The organism is Micromonospora sp. MGP-C2 (genome assembly GCF_057766525.1).
The window spans coordinates 1-22,014 of record NZ_JBYMEN010000002.1; the positions used below are offsets into that span (position 1 = coordinate 1).

The window sequence follows — 22,014 nt, forward strand, 5'->3', positions numbered from 1 at the left end:
ACCGAACTCACCCTCGCCCTGGTGCAGGAACTGGTGCGGGCTGGCGTTGTCGCTCCGCTGTGGGTGGTGACCACCGGCGGTGCACCCGTGGGCCGCGCCGACGCCGTCACCCCGGAAGCGTCAGCGGTCTGGGGAGTCGGTCGGGTGGTCGGCCTGGAGTTGCCGCATCTGTGGGGTGGTCTGGTCGATGTCCCGGCCGGCTGGGATGCGCGGGTGGGTGCCCGACTGGTGCGGGTGTTGGCCGGTGGTTTCGGTGCCGAGGATCAGGTGGCGGTGCGGTCCTCGGGTGTGTACGTGCGGCGGTTGGTCCGTTCGGCCGCCGCAGTCGGTGACCAGCCGGGGTGGTCGCCGTCGGGGACGGTCCTGGTGACCGGTGGCACGGGCTCGCTGGGTGGTCGGGTCGCGGTCTGGGCCGCTGAGCAGGGCGCCGAGCACCTCGTGCTGGTGTCGCGGCGAGGTCCGCAGGCCGAGGGCGCGGCGGACGTCGTCGCTGCGGTCGAGGCGGCCGGAGCGCGTGCCACGGTCGCCGCCTGTGACATGGCCGATCGGGACGCGGTCGCCGCGCTGTTGCAGAACCTGGACACACCGGTGCGGGCCGTGGTGCACGCCGCCGGCGTCGAACGGTCCGCGCTGCTCACCGACACCACCCCCGACCTGTGGGACGAGGTGGTCAGTGGGAAGGTCGCGGGTGCGGTTCATCTGGATGAGTTGTTGGGTGATGACCTGGACGCGTTCGTGGTGTTCTCGTCGATCTCCGGTATTTGGGGTTCGGGTGGTCAGGGTGCCTATGCGGCGGCGAATGCGTTTTTGGATGGGTTGATCGCGGCGCGTCGGGCTCGTGGTGTGGTGGGTACGGCGTTGTCGTGGGGTCCGTGGGCTGGTGGCGGGATGGTCGCGGCTGCTGGCGATGACGTGCAGTTGCGTCGTCGGGGGTTGCCGCCGATGCCGGCGGAGTTGGCGATGGCCGCGTTCGCGCAGGTGGTGGGGTCGGGGGAGCGGGCGGTCACGATCGCCGACGTGGACTGGGAGCGGTTTGGTGCGTCGTTCACCTCGGCCAGGTCGCGTCCGTTGCTCGATGAGGTGTACACCCCGGTCGAGGACGTGACCGCAGCGCAGAGCACCTTCCTCGACGGCCTGAGTGCCACCGAACGCGCGAAGCGCCTCCTGGACGTCGTGCGCACCGAGGCGGCCGCGGTCCTCGGGCTGGGCGGCGTCGCCGACATCGGCACCGACCGACCCTTCCGCGAACTCGGCTTCGACTCACTCACCGCAGTCGAACTCCGCAACCGTTTGGTCACCACGACCGGCCTGCACCTGCCGTCCAGCGTCGTCTTCGACTACCCGAACGCCGCCACGCTCGCCGGCCACCTGGCCGCCCTGCTCGGCAACGACGACGGTGCAACCCCGCAAACGCGGGCGACGGCCGCCGCCAACGAACCGATCGCCATCGTCGGCATGGCCTGCCGCTACCCCGGCGGAGTCGGTTCGCCGGAGGACCTGTGGCGACTGGTCGACACCGGCACCGACGCCGTTTCGAGTCTGCCCGCCGACCGAGGCTGGGACCTGGACGCCCTCTACGACGCCGACCCCGACGCCCGCGGCACCTCGTACGCCGCAGCCGGCGGCTTCCTCGACGGCGTGGCCGACTTCGACGCCCGGTTCTTCGGCATCTCGCCCCGCGAGGCGCTCGCCATGGACCCGCAGCAGCGCCTGCTGCTGGAGACGTCCTGGGAGGCGGTGGAGCGGGCCGGCATCGACCCGGTCGCCCTGCGCGGCACCCACACCGGCGTCTTCACCGGCACCAACAGCCACGACTACCCGACCCTGCTGATGGCGGCGCCGGACGCCGTGGAGGGCTACCTGGCCACCGGCAACGCCGCCAGCGTCATCTCCGGCCGGGTGTCCTACGCGCTGGGTCTGGAAGGGCCGTCCGTCTCGGTGGACACCGCCTGCTCGTCGTCGCTTGTCGCGTTGCACCTGGCCGCGCAGGCGCTGCGGTCCGGTGAGTGCGATCTCGCCCTCGCCGGCGGCGCGATCGTGATGGCCACCCCGGGCACGTTCACCGAGTTCTCCCGCCAGCGTGGCCTCGCCGCCGACGGCCGGTGCAAGTCGTTCGCCGCGGGCGCCGACGGCACCGGCTGGGCCGAGGGCGTGGGCGTCCTGCTGGTGGAACGCCTCTCCGACGCCCGACGCAACGGTCACCAGATCCTCGCCCTGGTCCGCGGCAGCGCGATCAACCAGGACGGCGCCTCCAACGGCCTGACCGCCCCGAACGGCCCCGCGCAACAACGGGTGATCCGGGCGGCTCTCGCCGCCGCCGACCTCACGACCGCCGACGTCGACGCGGTGGAGGCACACGGCACCGGCACCGTGCTCGGCGACCCGATCGAGGCACAGGCGCTGCTCGCCACCTACGGCCAGGACCGCCCGAAGGACCAGCCGCTCTGGCTCGGCTCGATCAAGTCGAACATCGGCCACTCGCAGGCCGCCGCGGGCGTCGCCGGGATCATCAAGATGGTCGAGGCGATGCGACACGAGACCCTCCCGCGAACCCTGCACGTGGACGAGCCGACCCCGCACGTGGACTGGTCCGCCGGCTCGGTGGAACTCCTCACCGAAGCGCGACCGTGGCCGGCCGGCGACCACCCGCGCCGCGCCGCCATCTCCTCGTTCGGCATGTCCGGCACCAACGCGCACGTGATCATCGAGGAGCCACCTGCCGTCGACGCCGATCCGCCGGCCCGGCACCGGCCGCAGGCGGGCATCGTGCCGTGGACGCTCTCCGCACGCAGCCCCGGCGCGCTGCGCGACCAGGCCGCGCGCCTGCTGACCTGGGTCACCGGCGGGGAACAGCCGGACGTGATCGACGTCGGGCACTCGCTGGCCACCACCCGCGCGGCGCTGACCGAACGCCTGGTGGTTCTCGGCCCCCAGCACGGCGACGCCCTGGCGGCGGCAGCGGTCGGCAAGCCGGCCGCCGGCCTGGTGACCGGCGAGATCTCCGACGGCAAGCTGGCCTTCGTCTTCTCCGGTCAGGGTTCGCAGCGGCCCGGCATGGGCCTGGACCTGGTCGAGGCCTTCCCGGTGTACGCGGACGCGTTCGACGCGGCCTGCGCCGAGCTGGACCTCCACCTCGACCGGCCGATCCGCGACGTGATCGCCGACGACGCGCAGGCCCTGGACCAGACGGTCCACACCCAGGCGGCGCTGTTCGCGGTCGAGGTCGCGTTGTTCCGCCTGGTCGAGTCGTTCGGCGTCACTCCGGATTACCTGGTGGGGCACTCGATCGGTGAGATCGCGGCGGCGCACGTTTCCGGGGTGCTGTCCCTGGCTGACGCCGCGAAGCTGGTCGCGGCGCGGGGTCGCCTGATGCAGGCACTGCCGGCCGGTGGCGTCATGGTGGCGGTTCGCGCCACCGAGGCCGAGGTGCTGCCGCTGCTGACCGACGGGGTGTCGGTCGCGGCGATCAACGGTCCGCGTTCGGTGGTGCTGTCCGGCACGGAGGACGAGGTGTCCGCTGTCGCCGCCCACTTCGAGAAGTCGAAGCGGCTGCGGGTCAGCCATGCGTTCCACTCGGTGTTGATGGAGCCGATGCTGGCCGACTTCGCTCAGGTCGCGGGTTCGTTGACCTACGCCGAGCCCCGGATCCCGATCGTGTCCAACGTGACCGGGCAGGTCGCGGACACGCAGGACGCCGGCTACTGGGTGCGGCACGTGCGGGAGGCCGTCCGGTTCGCCGACGGCATCGCCACCCTGGAGGGCTTGGGCGTCGCGACGTTCGTCGAGATCGGCCCGGACGGCGTGCTCTCGGCGATGGGCGCGGACTGCGTTTCCGACGCGGTGTTCGTACCCGTGCAACGCTCTGACCGCGACCAACCGACCTCGCTGCTCACCGCCCTGGCCCAGGCCTTCGTGCGCGGCGTCGCGGTCGACTGGACCCGGTGCTACCCCGGTGCGCGGCGCGTCGACCTGCCCACCTACGCCTTCCAGCACGAGCGTTACTGGCCGGACACCGTGCGGCCCACAACCCGCGACGAGCACCCCACCGATGCCCGCTTCTGGGACGCCGTCGAACGCGCCGACCTCGACCTGATCGCCGGTGACCTCGACAATGCGGCCCGCGAGGCGCTCGACGCCGCCCTGCCGGTCCTCTCCACCTGGCGGCAGCGCAGCAGGCAGCACGACACCGTCCGCAACTGGCGCTACCGGGTCACCTGGAAGCCGCTCACCTCCGGCGCGGCACCCGCCCTCACCGGCACCTGGCTCCTGGTGTCGCCCACCGACGACACCCGATGGGTGCGCACCGCCCTGGAGGAGCACGGCGCGCACGTCATCACCACGACCGTCGACGACACCCTCACCGATCGGGGCGTGCTCACCGACCAGCTCTGGCAGATCGTCTCGGAGACCCCCGACCTGGCCGGTGTCGTCTCCCTCCAGGCCCTCTGCGACAACGGCACCGACCCCGCACTGTCGACGTTGCGCCTGCTGCAGGCACTCGGCGACAGCGGCGGTGCCGGCGCCCCACTCTGGTGCCTGACCCGGGGCGCGGTCACCGTCGACCGCACCGACCCGTTGCGGCGGCCGTCCCAGGCGACCGTCTGGGGCTTCGGCCGGGCCGTCGCCCTCGACCACCCACGACGTTGGGGAGGGCTCGTCGACCTGCCCGAGCAGATCGAGGAGCGTACCGCCGGGGACCTGGTCGCGGTCCTCGCCGCCGGCGGCGAGGACCAGGTGGCCATCCGCCGCACCGGTACGCACGGACGCCGCCTCGTCCGGGTCACCTCCGACGCCGACGGCACCTCCTGGCAGCCGACCGGCACCGTCCTGATCACCGGCGGCACCGGCGGTCTCGGCGCGCACGTCGCCCGCTGGGCCGCCCGGTCCGGCGCGGAACACCTGGTCCTGACCAGCCGGCGCGGAACAGCGGCGCCCGGCGCCGCGGAACTCTCCGCCGAACTCCAGAGCCTCGGCGCCCGGGTGACCATCGCGGCGGTCGACGTCACCGACCGGTCCGCGGTCGCCGACCTGCTCCTCGAAGTACACGCCGATCCCACCCCGCTGCGGGCCGTCGTGCACGCGGCCGGCGTCGACCACCCCACCTCGCTGGACGACTGCACCGCCGAGGAGTTCGCGGCGGTCACCCGCGTGAAGGTGGACGGCGCGACCCACCTCGACGAGCTGCTCGCCGGCCACGACCTCGACGCGTTCGTGCTGTTCTCCTCGATCGCCGGGATCTGGGGCAGCGGCGGTCAGAGCGGCTACGCGGCGGCCAACTCCTACCTGGACGCTCTCGCCGAGCACCGGCGCGCGACCGGGCTCCCGGCCACCGCGGTCTCCTGGGGGCCCTGGGCCGGGGCGGGCATGGCCGACGACCCCGCGGTCGAGGACCGCCTGCGCCGACGCGGTCTGCTGCCCCTCGACCCGGAGGCGGCGATCGCGGCCCTGGCCCGGGCGGTCGGTGGCACCGACGCCACCACCACTGTCGCCGACGTCGACTGGGCGAAGTTCACCCCGGCGTACACCATGGCACGGCACAGCAGCCTGCTCGCCGACCTGCCGGAGGCCCGCGACGCCCTGGCCGACGCGGACGGCGACGGCCCGCAGGCGGGCACCGACACGGTGACGGCCTTGCGCGACCACCTCACGGCCCTGGGCGAGCAGGACCGGGAGAAGCACCTGCTCGAACTGGTACGCACGGCGGCGGCGACAGTGCTCGGCCACTCCTCGGCGGACAGCATCCCGCCGACCCGGGCGTTCCGGGAACTCGGCTTCGACTCGCTCGCCGCCGTCGAGGTCCGCAACCACCTGAGCCGGGAAACCGGCCTCAAACTGCCCGCCACGCTGGTCTTCGACCGGCCCACCGCGACCGTGCTCGCGCGGTACCTCAAGAACGAACTCCTGCCCGACACCGCGACGATCCTGCCCACCGCGGCCGAACTCGACCGGCTCGAACTGGCGCTGACCAGCCGCGACGGCGACGACAGCGGCCGAGCCCGCATCGTCCTGCGCCTGCAGAGCCTGCTGGCGAAGCTGAACACCGGCGGGGCCGAGACCGACGGCGTCCCGGACGCCCTCGCCGACGCCTCCGACGACGAGTTGTTTGACCTGGTCGACAACGACCTCGGTCTGTAACGCCGGACATCCTGCCCCGCCCGATCAAGGAGCGTTCTGATGGCGGACGAACTACGCCTGCGCGAATCCCTCAAAAAGGTGATCAACGAACTGCAGCGCACCCGCGACCAGGTGCGCGACCTCGAAGCCGCGGACCGCGAGCCGATCGCGATCGTCGGGATGGCCTGCCGCTACCCGGGCGGGATCAGCACCCCGGCGGACCTCTGGCGGATCGTCGCCGACGGCGCCGACGTGGTCTCCGGGCTGCCCGACGACCGTGGCTGGGACCTGGCCGCCCTGGCCGGCGACCCGGACGACCGTGGCTCGTCGCACACCGCGCAGGGCGGCTTCGTCGACGCCGTCGCCGACTTCGACGCCGCGTTCTTCGGGATCAGCCCCCGCGAGGCCCTGGCGATGGACCCGCAGCAGCGGCTCCTGCTGGAGGTGTCGTGGGAGGCCATCGAGCGGGCCGGCATCGACCCGGCGTCGCTGTCCGGGTCGCGGACCGGTGTGTTCGCGGGCACCAACTCACACGACTACTCGACACTGCTGATGGGCGCCGCCGACGACGGCCTCGACGGTTACCTGGCCACCGGCAACGCGGCCAGCGTCGCGTCCGGGCGGGTCGCCTACACGCTGGGCCTGGAAGGGCCGGCGGTCACCGTCGACACGGCCTGCTCGTCGTCGCTGGTGGCACTGCACCTGGCCGCACAGGCACTGCGACGTGGTGAGTGCACCCTCGCGCTGGCCGGCGGCGCGGTCGTGATGGCCACCCCCGGCACGTTCGTCGAGTTCTCCCGCCAGGGCGGCCTCGCCGGTGACGGTCGGTGCAAGGCGTTCGCCGCCGCCGCCGACGGCACCGGCTGGGCCGAGGGCGCCGGCATGCTGCTGGTGGAGCGACTCTCCGACGCGGTCCGCAACGGGCACCGGGTGCTCGCCGTGGTCCGGGGCACCGCGGTCAACCAGGACGGCGCCTCGAACGGACTGACCGCGCCCAACGGGCCCGCCCAGGAACGGGTGATCCTCCAGGCGCTCGCCGCCGCCGGGCTCTCCGCGGCCGACGTGGACATGGTGGAGGCGCACGGCACCGGCACCACCCTCGGTGACCCGATCGAGGCGCAGGCGCTGCTGGCGACCTACGGTCAGGAGCGGGCCGCCGACCAGCCGCTGTGGCTCGGCTCGATCAAGTCGAACATGGGTCACGCGCAGGCCGCAGCCGGTGTCGCCGGCATCATCAAGGTCGTCCACGCCATGCGGCACGAGACGATGCCGCGCACCCTGCACGTCGACGAGCCGACGCCCGATGTGGACTGGTCGGCGGGTGCGGTGGAGCTGCTGGTGGACGCGCGGCCGTGGCCGGCGGGGGAGCGCCCGCGCCGGGCTGGGGTGTCGTCGTTCGGCATGTCCGGCACCAACGCCCACGTGATCATCGAGGAGCCGCCGGCCGCGCCGACTGTCGCACCGGTAGAGGTGACGGGGTCGGGTGCGCCGTGGCTGCTGTCGGGGCGTACGCCGGCTGCGGTTGCTGATCAGGCCGCGCGGCTGTCGACAGTGGCGGCGGACGCGTCGTCGGTGGCGTACTCGTTGCTGTCGTCCCGGTCGGTGTTCGATCACCGGGCGGTGGTGCTGGGTCCGGACGTCACCGGTGGGGTGCAGGCGCTGGCGGGTGGTGTCCCGTCGGGCTCGGTGGTCTCCGGTTCGGCGGCTCCCGATGCCGGTGTGGTGTTCGTGTTCCCGGGTCAGGGTTCGCAGTGGGTGGGTATGGCCACGGGGTTGTTGGATGCGGAGCCGGTGTTCGCGGCGCGGATCGCGGAGTGCGCGGCGGCTTTGGATCCGTTCGTGGACTGGAATCTGCTGGAGGTGTTGCGCTCGGACGATCCGTTGGAGCGGGTGGATGTGGTGCAGCCGGTGTTGTGGGCGGTGCACGTGTCTCTCGCGGAGGTGTGGCGGGCCAGGGGCGTGACCCCCGACGCGGTGATCGGCCATTCGCAGGGGGAGATCGCGGCGGCCTGTGTGGCCGGGGTGCTGTCACTGAGCGACGCCGCGAAGGTCGTCGCGTTGCGTAGTCAAGCGCTGCTGTCGATCGCGGGCAGTGGTGGGATGGTGTCGGTCAACGCCGGTTTGGACGTGGTCACCCCGTTGTTGACCGAGGGTGTGAGTGTCGCCGTGGTCAACGGCCCGACGAGCGTCGCCGTGGCGGGTGCGGACCTGGATGCGTTCCTGGCTGCTGCGGAGACGGCCGGGGTGCGGGCCAGGCGGGTGAAGGTGGATTACGCCTCGCACTGCGCTCTGGTCGAGCCGGTGGAGGCGGAGCTGGCCCGTCTGCTCGACGGGGTGCAGCCGCAGCCCGGTGCGGTGCCGGTGTTCTCCACGGTGGAGGACGGCGGTCAGATGGACGCCGACTACTGGTATCGCAATCTGCGCCAGCGGGTGCGCCTGGACCTGGCGGTCGCGGCGGCATACGCGGCCGGGCATCGGATCTTCGTCGAGGTCAGCGCGCACCCGGTGCTCACCGGAGCGATCGCCGACACCGCCGAGGTGGCCACGGTGGGCACGTTGCGTCGTGGCGAGGGCGGGCCCGAGCAGATGGTCCGGTCGTTGGCCGAGGCGTGGGTGCGCGGCGCACCCGTCGACTGGCACACCGTCATCCCGGCAGCCCCCGTCGTGGAACTGCCCACGTACGCCTTCCAGACCCAGCGCTACTGGCCGCGCCCCAGCACCCGGCCGCACGGCGACGCCTCGGCCTTCGGCCTGGCCCCCGTCACCCACCCGGTCCTCGGCGCGGCCCTCGGACTCGCCGGGACCGACGGCACGATCTTCGCCGGGCGGCTATCCCTCACCACGCACCCGTGGCTCGCCGACCACCGCGTCTCCGGCCGCCTGGTGGTCCCCGGCACCGCGCTGCTCGACCTGGCCATTCAGATCGGCGACCAGCTCGGCTGCGCGATCGTCGCCGACCTCACCCTGGAACGGCCGCTGATCGTGCCCGACCAGGCCGGTCTGGCACTACAGGCGGTGGTCGACGCCGCCGGGGACGGGCCGGACCGGGCGTTCACCCTCTACGCCCGGCCGGACACCGCCGACGCCGAACAGCAGTGGACCCGGCATGCGACAGGTCTGCTCAGCACCATCCGACCGCAAGCCCCGGAACCTCTCCCGGTCTGGCCGCCGGCCGGCGCGCAAGCCGTGCCGGTGGACAGCTTCTATCCGGACCTGGAAGCCCGTGGCTACGGCTACGGCCCGGCGTTCCAGGGACTGCGGGCGATCTGGCGCTCCGACGACGACGTGTACGCCGAGGTGGCCCTGCCCCGGGGGACCGACGCCGACGCGTACGGGCTGCACCCGGCGCTGCTCGACGCGGCACTGCACCCGATCGGCCTGGCCCTCGGACCGGCCGGCCCGGAACAGGGCGGGCTGCTGCCGTTCTCCTGGACCGACGTGGACCTGTTCGCCTCCGGTGCGGAGGTGCTGCGCGTCCGGCTGCGTCCGCTGGGCGCCGACACCGTCTCGGTGCTCGCCGCCGACCAGACCGGCAGCCCGGTCCTGTCGATCGCCTCGCTCGTGCTGCGCCCGATCGCCGCAGGCGCCCTGGAGGCGGCCGACGACCCGGCCCGGGACTCGCTGTTCCGTCTCGACTGGACCCCGCTGACCCTTCCCGTCGACGGTGCTCCGGCCTTCGTCGCGATCCTCGGCGCCGACGAGATTGGCGTGTCCGCTGCCCTCGCGGAGGCCGGGCACGACGTCGTGGCGTACGCCGATGTCGCCGATGACGCGAGCCGGCGCCCCGACCTGGTCATCGCGCCCCTCGGCCCGGGCGGCATCGCGGGTGCCGTCGCCACGGCCGCGACCAGCGCGACGCACTCCTTCCTCGCCCTGTTGCAGGACTGGCTCGCCGGCCCGGACGCCCGGCTCGTGGTGGTGACCCGCCATGCCGTGTCGACCGGCCCCGAGGACCCGATCGAGGACCTGGTGCACGCCCCCCTGTGGGGTCTGATCCGCGCCGCGCAGGCGGAGAACCCGGACCGGCTCCAACTCGCCGACCTGGACGGCGATCCCGCCTCGGCGGCCGCGCTGGTCACCGCGACCGGCACCGGGGAACCGCAGGTCGCGCTGCGGGGTGGCACCGCGCACGCGCTGCGGCTGGCCCGCGCCGCGACCACCTCCGCCCTGGTCCTGCCGGACGGCGACGAGCCGTGGCGCCTCGACGTGCGCGAGCGGGGCACCTTCGACAACCTGGAGCTGCTGCCCTGCCCGGAGATCGGCTGGGACCTGCCGGACGGTCACGTGCGCGTCCGCATCCACGCCAGCGGCCTGAACTTCCGGGACGTGGTGCTGACCCTCGGCATGGTTCCCGACCAGCAGGTGCTCGGCAACGAGGCGGCCGGTGAGATCGTCGAGGTGGGGCCGGGTGTGAGCGGCTACGCCGTCGGCGACCGGGTGATGGGTCTCTTCTCCGGCTCGATGGCACCGATCGGCGTCACCGACCACCGGATGATCGCCAAGGTCCCCGACGACTGGTCGTACCCGGTCGCCGCCACCGTGCCGGTCGCGTTCCTCACCGCCTACTTCGGCCTGGTCGACGCCGGCCACCTGCGCGCCGGGCAGTCGGTGCTGGTGCACGCCGCGACCGGCGGCGTCGGCATGGCCGCCGTCCAACTCGCCCGGCACTTCGGCGCCGACGTGTTCGGCACCGCCAGCCCCGGCAAGTGGGACGTGCTGCGCGCCAACGGCTTCGCCGACGACCGGATCGCCTCGTCGCGCAGCCTCGACTTCGAGCAGCGCATCCTCGCGGCGACCGACGGCCGCGGTGTCGACGTGGTCCTCGACTCCCTGGCCGGTGAGTTCATCGACGCGTCGCTGCGGCTGCTGCCCCGCGGGGGGCGGTTCGTCGAGATGGGCAAGACCGACATCCGCAACGCCGACACCGTGGCCGCCGAGCACCCCGGCGTCGGCTACCAGGCGTTCGACCTCATCGAGGCCGGCGGCGAGCGGATCCGCGAGATCTGGACCGACCTGATCGCACTCTTCGCGGCCGGGCACCTGCGCCCGATGCCGCTGCGCACCTGGGACCTGCGTCGCGCGCCGGAGGCGTTCCGCTTCCTCAGCCAGGCCCGGCACATTGGCAAGATCGCCCTCACCCTGCCGCCCCGCCCGAACCCCGAGGGCACCGTGCTGATCACCGGCGGCACCGGCACGCTCGGCGCCCTGATGGCCCGGCACTTCGCCCGACAGGGCCGCCGGCACCTGCTGCTCACCAGCCGGCGCGGTCCGCAGGCTCCCGGCGCCGCCGAGCTGTGCGCGGAACTCGCCGAGCTGGGCGCCCAGGCCCGGGTCGTCGCCTGCGACACCGCTGACCGGGACGCCCTGGCCGGGCTGCTCGCCGGCATCCCGCCCGAGCACCCGCTCAGCACTGTGGTGCACGCGGCCGGCGTCCTCGCCGACGGTGTGGTCGGCTCGCTGACACCGGAGCGCCTGGACGAGGTGATGCGGCCCAAGGTGGACGCCGCCTGGCATCTGCACGAGCTGACGCGCACGGCGCCGGTCGCCGAGTTCGTCCTCTTCTCCGCCGGCGCCGGCACGTTCGGCGGCGCCGGGCAGGCCAACTACGCGGCGGCGAACACGTTCCTCGACGCCCTCGCCCAGCACCGGCGCGACCAGGGACTACCCGCGGTGGCGCTGGCCTGGGGCCTGTGGGCCGACGCCAGTGGAATGACCGGTCACCTGGACGCGACCGACCACGCCCGGATGGCCCGCGGTGGGATGGCCCCGCTCACCGCCGGGCAGGGGCTCGCCCTGCTGGACGCGGCACTACGCCACGACGAGGCGATCCTGGTCCCGGCGAACATCGACACCGGGATCCTGCGCGGGCAGGGCGGCGCCGTGGCGCCACTGCTGCGTGGCCTGGTGCGGGCCCCGGCCCGCCGGGCAGCGGCCGCCGCCGCCGAGACCGGCGACGACCTGGGTCGGCGGCTGGCCGGGCTGGGCGCGGCGGACCAGCAGCGGATCCTGCTCGATCTGGTACGCGGGCACGCCACAGTGGTCCTCGGCCGCCCCGCCTCGGAGCCGATCGAAGCCACCCGCGCCTTCAAGGAACTCGGCTTCGACTCGCTGACCGCCGTCGAGCTGCGTAACCGGCTCAACGGCGCGACCGGGCTGCGGCTGCCCGCCACGCTCGTCTTCGACTACCCGAACGCGCAGGCGCTCGCCGAGCACCTGGGCAAGGAACTCACCACCGGCGCCGAGCCGGACGGCAACGCCGTGCACGTCGCGTTCGACCGGCTGACCGGCGCCATCTCGGCGCTGGACGCCGAGGCGCTGGCCGGCACCGGCATCACGGCCCGGCTGCGGGAACTTCTCGCCGCCGTGGAACCGGCCTCGGCCGTGCCCGCCGCGACGACGTCCGACGACGCCGACCTCGACAGCGCCTCCGCCGAGGACATCTTCGACCTGATCGACAACGAACTCGAATTCCCGTGATCCACCACTTCCGTCCTAGGGGAGGGCCGAACGATGGCCGATGAGCAGCAGCTTCTCGACTACCTCAAGAAGGTCACCGCTGATCTGCGGCGCACCAAGCGTCAGCTGCAGGCCGTCGAGTCACGCGACCAGGAGCCCATCGCGATCGTCGCGATGAGCTGCCGCTTCCCGGGCGGTGTGAACAGCCCGGAACAGCTGTGGCGGATGCTCGCCGACGGTCGGGACGGCATCACCGAGTTCCCCGCCGACCGGGGATGGAACGTGGAGGAGCTCTACGACCCCGACCCGGAGCACCGCGGCACCACGTACACCAAGCATGGCGGGTTCATCGACGAGGTCGGCGAGTTCGACGCCGCGTTCTTCGGGATCTCGCCGCGCGAGGCGCTCACCATGGACCCGCAGCAGCGACTGCTGCTCGAGTCGGCGTGGGAGACCTTCGAACGCGCCGGGATCGACCCGCTGTCGCTGCGCGGCACCAGCACCGGTGTCTACGCGGGCGTCACCATGCAGGACTACAGCGCCCGGGTGCTGATGAGCGCGCCGGACGCCATCGAGGGGCAGTTGCTCACCGGCAGCTCGACCAGCGTGGTGTCCGGGCGGATCGCGTACTCCCTCGGCCTGGAGGGGCCGGCCGTCACGATCGACACCGCCTGCTCGTCGTCGCTGGTCGCCGTGCACCTGGCGGCCCAGGCGCTGCGCCGCGACGAGTGTTCCCTGGCCCTCGCCGGTGGCGTCGCGATCATGTCGACGCCGACCCCGTTCGTGGAGTTCAGCCGGCAGCGTGGCCTGGCCCGCGACGGCCGCTGCAAGCCGTTCGCCGCGTCCGCCGACGGCACCGGCTGGGCCGAGGGCGTGGGCCTGGTGCTGCTGGAGAAGCTCTCCGACGCGCAGCGCCGGGGCCACCCGGTCATCGCTGTGGTCCGCGGCAGCGCCCTCAACCAGGACGGCGCGTCCAACGGTCTCACCGCCCCGAACGGCCCCGCCCAGCAGCGCATGATCCGTCAGGCGCTCGCCGACGCGAAGCTGACCGCAGCCCAGGTCGACGTGGTCGAGACCCACGGCACCGGCACCACCCTCGGCGACCCGATCGAGGCACAGGCCCTGATCGCCACCTACGGCAAGCAGCGCGCCGCCGAGCGGCCCCTGCTGATCGGATCGGTCAAGTCGAACATCGGCCACACCCAGGCCGCCGCCGGCATCGCCGGCATGATGAAGATGGCGTTGGCCATCCAGCACGGCGTGGTCCCGCCCACCCTGCACGTCGACGAGCCCACCCCGCAGGTCGACTGGTCGGCGGGAACTGTCGCGCTGGCCACCGAACGCCTGCCGTGGCCGGACACCGGGCTGCCCCGGCGCGGTGGTGTGTCGGCCTTCGGGGTCAGCGGCACCAACGCGCACGTGATCCTGGAGGAGGCCCCCGCCCCGTCGTCGGAGCCGGTGACCCCGGCGCCGACCGGAGGGGCCCTGCCCTGGGTGCTGTCCGGGCGTACCGAGGCGGCGTTGCGCGACCAGGCCCGCCGCCTCGCCACCCACCTGGACACCGCCGGACCCGTCGATCCGGCGGACGTCGGTTTCTCCCTGGCCACCACCCGGGCCGCCCTGGAACACCGGGCCGTGCTGGTCGGCCGCGACCTGGCGAGCCTGCGCGAGCGCCTGGATGCGCTCGCCGACCAGGGGCCGGACACCGCGGACGCGTACGCCTCCCGGGGTGAGGCGACCGGCGCGGTGCTGGTCTTCCCCGGCCAGGGCTCCCAGTGGGTGGGGATGGCCGCCGAGCTGATGGACAGCGCGCCGGTGTTCGCCGCGCGGATCGAGCAGTGCGCCGCGGCTCTGCGGCCGCACACCGAGTGGTCCCTGCTCGACGTGCTGCGCTCCACCGACCCGGCCGTGCTGAAGCCTGTCGACGTGGTGCAGCCCGCGCTCTGGGCGGTCATGGTCTCGCTCGCCGAGCTGTGGCGCTCGTACGGTGTCACCCCGGCCGCGGTCGTCGGCCACTCCCAGGGCGAGATCGCCGCCGCGGTCGTCGCCGGCGCACTGTCCCTGGAGGACGGTGCGAAGGTCGTCGCGCTGCGCAGCCAGGCCCTTTCGGCGCTGTCCGGGCTCGGCGGCATGGTCTCGGTCGCGGCTCCCGCCGAGGCGGTGCGGCGACGACTGGAGACCTACCCCGGTCGGATCAGCGTCGCCGCGGTCAACGGGCCGGCGTCGGTGGTCGTGGCCGGCGACGCGGACGCCCTGGACGAACTGCTCGCCGAGTGCGAGCGCGACGGCGTACGAGCCCGGCGGATCAACGTGGACTACGCCTCGCACTCCGCCCACGTGGAGCGGATCCGCGACGCCGTGCTGGCCGCCCTGGAAGGGCTCACGCCCGGCCCGGCGGTCATCCCGTTCTACTCCACTGTCACCGGCGAGCCGCTGGACACCACGACGCTGGACGGCGACTACTGGTTCCGCAACCTGCGCCAGCAGGTCCTCTTCGCGCAGACCGTGGAACGCCTGCGCGCCGACGGGCACACCGTCTTCATCGAGTGCAGCCCGCACCCCGTCCTGACCGGCGGGCTCACCGAACTGCTCGGCGGCACGGACGACGACGCCGCCGCGGTCATCGGCAGCCTGCGCCGGGACGAGGGCGGCCTCGACCGTTTCACCCGGTCACTGGCCGAGGCCCACGTGCACGGCGTCCGACTGGACTGGCCGGCGGTGTTCCCCGGCGCGCGTACCGTCGCCCTGCCCACCTACCCGTTCCAGCACCAGCGCTTCTGGCTGGAGGTGGAGTTCGGCGCCGCCGACCCGAGCACCGGCACCGGCAGCGGCACCCCGGCCGAGGCCGGCTTCTGGGCGGCTGTGGACCGCGCCGACGTCGACGCGCTCACCGCCACCCTCGGGGTCCCCGGTGACGTGGTCGAGCCGATCCTGCCCAGCCTCGCCTCGTGGCACCGGGGCAGTCGCGACCAGGCGACCGTCGACTCCTGGCGGTACCACATCGCGTGGCGCCCGCACCCGGGAGGCGCCGACGGCGCCCCCGCCGGCACCTGGCTGGTCCTGGTGCCCGCCGGGCGGCGCGACGACGACCGGGTCACCGCGGCCCTCGACGCCCTCGGCCAGCACGCCGCCGGGGTCATCGCCGTCGAGGTCGACACCCGCACCGCCGACCGGGACTCGCTGGCCGACACCCTGCGCGGCGCGCAGCCCGGAGGCATCCTCTCCCTGCTCGCCCTGGACGAACAGCCGCTGCCGGAGCACCCGGACGTGCCGGCCGGCTTCGCCGCCACTGTCGCGCTCACCCAGGCACTCGGGATCGCCGACCTCGGTGCGCCCCTGTGGTGCGCCACCTCGGGGGCGGTGTCGGTCGGTCGTACCGACCCGGTCACCAACCCGGCCCAGGCCCTGGCCTGGGGCTTCGGTCGGGTCGCCGCGCTGGAGCACCCGGACCGGTGGGGTGGGCTCGTCGACCTCCCGGCCGAACTGGACGACCGCACCCGACGACTGCTCGCCACCGTCGTCTCCGGCGCCACCGGCGAGGACCAGGTGGCACTGCGCAGCAGCGGTGTCTTCGGCCGCCGCCTGGTCCGCGCGCCGCTCGCCGAGACGGCCCCGACCCGCCGCTGGAACCCCGAGGACACCGTCCTGATCACCGGGGGCACCGGCGCGCTGGGTGGCCACATCGCCCGCTGGCTGGCCCGCTCCGGAGCCGGGCACCTGCTGCTGCTCAGCCGCCGTGGACCGGACGCGCCGGGCGCCGCCGACCTCGCCGCCGAACTCACCGGACTGGGCACCACGGTCTCCGTGGTGGCCTGCGACGCCGGCGACCGGGACGCGCTGGCCCGGGTCCTCGCGGACGTGCCGGCCGCGCACCCGTTGACCGCCGTCGTGCACACCGCCGCCGCCATCGACGACACCGTCGTCGACGCCCTCGACGTCGACCGGATGTCGCGTGCCCTGCACGCCAAGATGACCGCCGCGACCAACCTGGACGAGCTGACCCGCGACCTGGACCTCGCCGTCTTCATGCTCTGCTCGTCGGTGGCCGGCACCCTCGCCAGCTCCGGCGTGGGCAACTACGCCCCGGCCAACGCCTACCTCGACGCGCTCGCCCAGCAGCGTCGCGCGGCCGGCCGGCACGCCCTCTCGGTGGCCTGGGGCGCCTGGGACGGCGGCGGACTCGCCGACGGCCGGTTCGGCGACCTGCTCGACCGGCACGGCATGCCCGGCATGCAACCAGCGCTCGCCATCGAGGCGCTGCGCGGCGCGGTCGACCACGACGAGACGTACCTGGCCATCGCCGACATCGCCTGGGAGCGGTACTTCGTCGCCTTCACCGCCACCCGCGCGGCCCCGCTGCTCGACGCGGTGCCCGAGGTGCGGGAACTGCTGGCGCGCGCCGCGACGACCGCGGCCGACGACCCGGCCGCGACACCCACCAACGGGTACGCCCGGCAGCTCGCCGGCCAGTCCGAGGCGGACCAGCGGCGCACGCTGCTCGACCTGGTCCGCGCCCAGGTGGCCGCGGTGCTCAGCTACCCGTCACCGGAGGCGGTCGAGCCGCGCCGCACCTTCCAGGAACTCGGCTTCGACTCGGTGACCGGCGTCGAGCTGCGCAACCGGCTGGCCCGCGCCACCGGCCTGCGCCTGCCGGCCACCATGGTCTTCGACCACCCGTCGCCGCACGCCCTCAGCGCCCGTCTGCGGGAACAGCTAGTGGACACCGACCCGGGACCGGCCACCCCGGCCCCGACGACCCCGGTGGCGGCCGACGAGCCGATCGCCATCGTCGGCATGAGCTGCCGCTACCCGGGCGGAGTCGGCTCCCCGGAGGACCTGTGGCGGCTGGTCAGCGCGGACGGCGACGGCATGGGCGCGTTTCCTACGGATCGGGGCTGGGATTTAGGGGTGTTGTTCGATCCCGATCCCGACAACGCTGGGACCACATACACCCGGAATGGCGGGTTCCTCTACGACGTAGGTGAGTTCGATGCCGAATTCTTTGGTGTCAATCCGCGTGAGGCATTAGCGATGGATCCTCAGCAGCGGCTGGTGTTGGAAGCCTCGTGGGAGGCCGTCGAGCGCGCCGGAATCGACCCGGCGGCACTCGCCGGTTCGCGTACGGGCGTCTTCGCCGGCACCAACGGCTCCGACTATTCGGCCGTGCTGTTCGGCGCCTCCGAAGGCCTGGAGGGCTACCTGGCCACCGGCAACGCCGGCGCGGTCCTGTCCGGCCGGGTGTCCTACGTCCTGGGCCTGGAGGGGCCCGCGGTCACCGTCGACACGGCCTGCTCGTCGTCGCTGGTGGCGCTGCATCTCGCGGCGCAGGCCCTGCGCAGCGGCGAGTGCGATCTCGCCCTGGCCGGTGGTGTGACAGTGATGGCGACCCCGTCGTTGTTCGTCGGTTTCTCCCGTCAGCGGGGCCTGGCCGCCGACGGCCGCTGCAAGGCCTTCGCGGGTGCCGCCGACGGCACCGGATTCTCCGAGGGCGTCGGAATGCTCCTCGTGGAGAGGCTTTCCGACGCGCGCCGAAACGGTCACCGCGTACTCGCTGTGGTGCGCGGTTCCGCTGTCAATCAGGACGGTGCCTCGAATGGTCTGACCGCGCCGAACGGGCCCTCCCAACAACGCGTCATCCGGGCCGCTCTCGCCAATTCCGGATTGTCCGCCGCGGATGTCGACGTGGTCGAGGCGCACGGCACCGGCACCCGGCTCGGCGACCCGATCGAGGCCCAGGCGCTGCTCGCCACCTACGGTCAGGAACGTCCCGCCGACCAGCCGCTGTGGCTCGGGTCGGTCAAGTCGAACATCGGGCACACCCAGGCCGCCGCCGGTGTCGCCGGCATCATCAAGATGGTCGAGGCGCTGCGCCACGGGACCCTGCCGCGGACGTTGCACGTAGACGAGCCGACGCCGCAGGTGGACTGGTCCGACGGCGCGGTGGAGCTGCTCACCGAGCCGCGGCCGTGGAGTGCGGGCGAGCGCCCGCGTCGGGCCGGTGTCTCCTCGTTCGGCGTCTCCGGCACCAACGCCCACGTGATCATCGAGGAAGCGCCGGCCGTGGACGCCGACGAGGTCACCGCGACAACGTCGGACGTGCCGTGGCTGCTGACCGGGCGCACCGCGAAGGCGGTCGCCGACCAGGCCCAGCGGCTCGCCGCGCTGGACGCCGCACCCGGCGAGGTGGCCTACTCGCTGGCCGCGACCCGCTCGGCGTTCAGCCAGCGGGCCGTCGTGCTCGGCCCGGACCACGCGCCCGGTCTGGACGCGCTGGTCGACGGTTTGCCGTCGAGCACAGTCATCTCCGGGTCGACGTACCCCGACGCGGAGGTCGTCTTCGTCTTCCCCGGCCAGGGTTCACAGTGGATCGGCATGGCGGTGGGACTGCTCGACGCCGAGCCGGTCTTCGCGGCCCGGATCGCCGAGTGCGCCGCGGCCCTGGACGCGTTCGTCGACTGGAACCTGCTCGACGTCCTGCGCTCCGACGACCCGCGGTGGCTGGAGCGGGTGGACGTCGTGCAGCCCGTCCTCTGGGCGGTCAACGTCGCCCTCGCCGACGTCTGGCGGGCCAGGGGTGTCGTACCGGACGCGGTGATCGGTCACTCGCAGGGTGAGATCGCGGCGGCCTGTGTCGCCGGGGTCCTCTCCCTCGGCGACGCCGCCAAGGTGGTCGCGCTGCGCAGCAGGGCGCTGCTGACGATCGCCGGCACGGGCGGCATGGTCTCGGTCAACGCCGGCCTGGACGCGGTCACCCCGTTGCTTCCCGACGGCGTGAGCGTCGCGGCCGTCAACGGCCCCACCAGCGTGGTCGTCGCCGGGGTTCCGGAAAGCCTCGACGTCTTCCTGGCCGTCGCGGAGGCAGCCGGCGTACGCGCCAGGCGGGTGAAGGTCGACTACGCCTCGCACTGCGCCCTGGTCGAGCCGGTCGAGGCCGAGCTGGCCCGGCTGCTCGACGGTGTCACGCCGCTGGCCGGTGCGCTGCCGGTGTTCTCCTCTGTTCTGGACGGCGCCACGATGGACGCCGCCTACTGGTACCGCAACCTACGCCAGCCGGTGCGCCTGGACCTGGCCGTCGAGGCCGCGTACGCCGCCGGTCACCGGATCTTCATCGAGGTCAGCGCCCACCCGGTGCTCACCGGCGCGATCGCCGACACTGTGGACGCGGCCACGATCGGCACCCTGCGCCGCGACGCCGGTGGCACCGACCAGGTCGTACGGTCGCTGGCCGAGGCCTGGGTGCAGGGAGCCCCGGTCGACTGGAGCACCGTCATCCCGGCCACCCGGGTCGTCGACCTGCCCACCTACCCGTTCCAGCACCAGCGCTACTGGCCCACCGGAGGCGGCGCGATGAGCGCGACCGACCCGGTGGACAGCGAGTTCTGGAAGGCCGTCGAGGACGGCGACCTCAGCCCACTGGGCATCACCGGCGACGGCGGCGACCTGCTGCCCGCGCTCGCCACCTGGCGGCGCGCCCGCAGGGAGAGGGACACCACCGACACCTGGCGCCACACCGTCGGCTGGACCCCCATCCCGGACGCCGGCACACCGCCCCGGCTCGACGGCACCTGGCTGCTCGTCGTACCGGACACCACCGACCAGCACCGGATCGCCACCGACTGCGCCGCCGCCCTGCGCGAGCACGGCGCGGAGGTCCTGGAGATCGCACCCGCCACCACCGAGCGCGCCGAGCTGGCCAGTCTGCTCAACCGGCTCTCCGACATCGACATCCCGCTCGCCGGCGTCCTGTCGCTGCTCGCGCTCGACCAACGTCCGGATCGAGAGAACCCGCAGATCACCACCGGGACGACCGCCACGCTGACGCTGCTGCAGACGCTCGGCGACATCGGTTCCCCGGCGAAACTGTGGTGCGTCACCCGTGGGGCGGTTGCCGTCGCCCCCGGCGAGGACGTGCCGCATCCGGCCCAGGCGATGCTCTGGGGCCTTGGACCCGTACTCGAGGCCGAGGACCCGCAGCGCTTCGGCGGGCTGATCGATCTGCCCGACACTCTCGACCCGGTGGCCGGAACCCGGCTCGCCGTCACCCTTCGCGGCGAGCCGGGTTCAACCGGCGAGAACCAGGTGGCCATCCGGTCCGCGGGGGCGGTCGCCCGCCGCCTGCGACCGGCGCCGCTCAACGCCCCGGCGCCGACGACCGGTTGGGCACCGACCGGCACCACACTGATCACCGGTGGCACCGGCGCGATCGGCGCACAGGTGGCCCGCTGGCTTGCCGAACGTGGCGCCGAGCACCTGGTGCTCACCAGCCGCCGAGGCCCGGACGCCCCCGGCGCCGGTGACCTGCGCACCGAGTTGGAACAGCTCGGCGCCCGGGTGACCATCGCCGCCTGCGACGTCGCCGACCGCGACGCGGTACGCGGACTGCTCGACGGCATTGACAACCTGACCGCCGTCTTCCACCTCGCGGGAACCCGCGACTCGGGCCTGCTGACCGGGCTCACCGGTGCGCGTCTGGCCGCCGTCGCCGCCGGCCGGGCGACCGGCGCCCGTCACCTGCACGAGCTGACCCGCGATCACGACCTGACCGCGTTCGTGCTGTTCTCGGCGCTCGCCGGGACGCTCGGCAGCACCGGGCAGGGCGCGTACGCCGCCACGAACGCGTACCTCGACGCCCTGGCCGACCGGCGCACCGCCGCCGGCCTTCCCGCCACCTCGATCGCCTGGAGCGGATGGGCGCAGAGCGAGGCCACCGACGACCCCGCGACCACCCCGCTGCCCACCCCGGCCGCCCTGACCGCGCTGGGTCAGGTCCTCGACCACGCCGACACCCGGGTCGTGCTGGCCGACATCGCCTGGGACCGCTTCACCGAACAGCACCCGGCCGGCCCGCCGCGCCTGGTCAGCGACCTGCCCGCGGTGCGTGCCGCGGTGGCCGCCGGCACCGGCGACCCGTCGAGCGCGCCGTGGCTGCGCCGGCTCGACGGCCTGGACCCGGCCGAGCGGGACGCCGTCCTGCTCGACCTGGTCCGCGCACAGGCGGCCTCGGTGCTCGGCCACCCGGACAGCACGGCGGTCGAGCCGGACCGGGCGTTCAAGGAACTGGGCTTCGACTCGCTGACGGCGGTGCAGCTGCGCAACCAGATCAGCGTGGCGACCGGCGTCAAGCTCCCGGCGACGCTGGCCTTCGACCACCCCAACGCCCGGGCCCTCACCGCACACCTGGTGGGCCGGATCGTCGGTGACTCGGCTGCCGAGCTGCCGCTGCTGGCCGAGGTGGACCGGCTCGCCGGGCTGATCGCCGGGCGAACCCTCGACAAGGGCGCGCGGTCGCAGCTCACCGCGCGGCTCCAGACACTCCTGGCCGACCTGCACGGAACCACCGAACACAGCGGCGACACCGTCACCGAGAAGCTCCAGTCGGCCAGCGCCGACGAGATCTTCGACTTCATCGACACGCAACTTTCGGTGTCCTGACCGAACGATGCG

General features: G+C 73.5%; 1 protein-coding gene and 2 pseudogenes. All 3 read left to right on the top strand.

From position 1 onward, the window contains the following. Nucleotides 1-21 precede the first annotated feature (21 nt). Nucleotides 22-6,135: pseudogene (locus tag AC3CF1_RS00015) on the top strand (type I polyketide synthase); the annotation flags it as partial. A 129-nt stretch (nt 6,136-6,264) separates the two neighbouring features. After that, nucleotides 6,265-12,591: pseudogene (locus tag AC3CF1_RS00020) on the top strand (type I polyketide synthase); the annotation flags it as partial. 33 nt (nt 12,592-12,624) lie between these two features. After that, entirely contained in the window at nt 12,625-22,002 is a 9,378-nt protein-coding gene (locus AC3CF1_RS00025) for a type I polyketide synthase (protein ID WP_488449190.1), read from the top strand. Nucleotides 22,003-22,014: the final 12 nt, after the last annotated feature.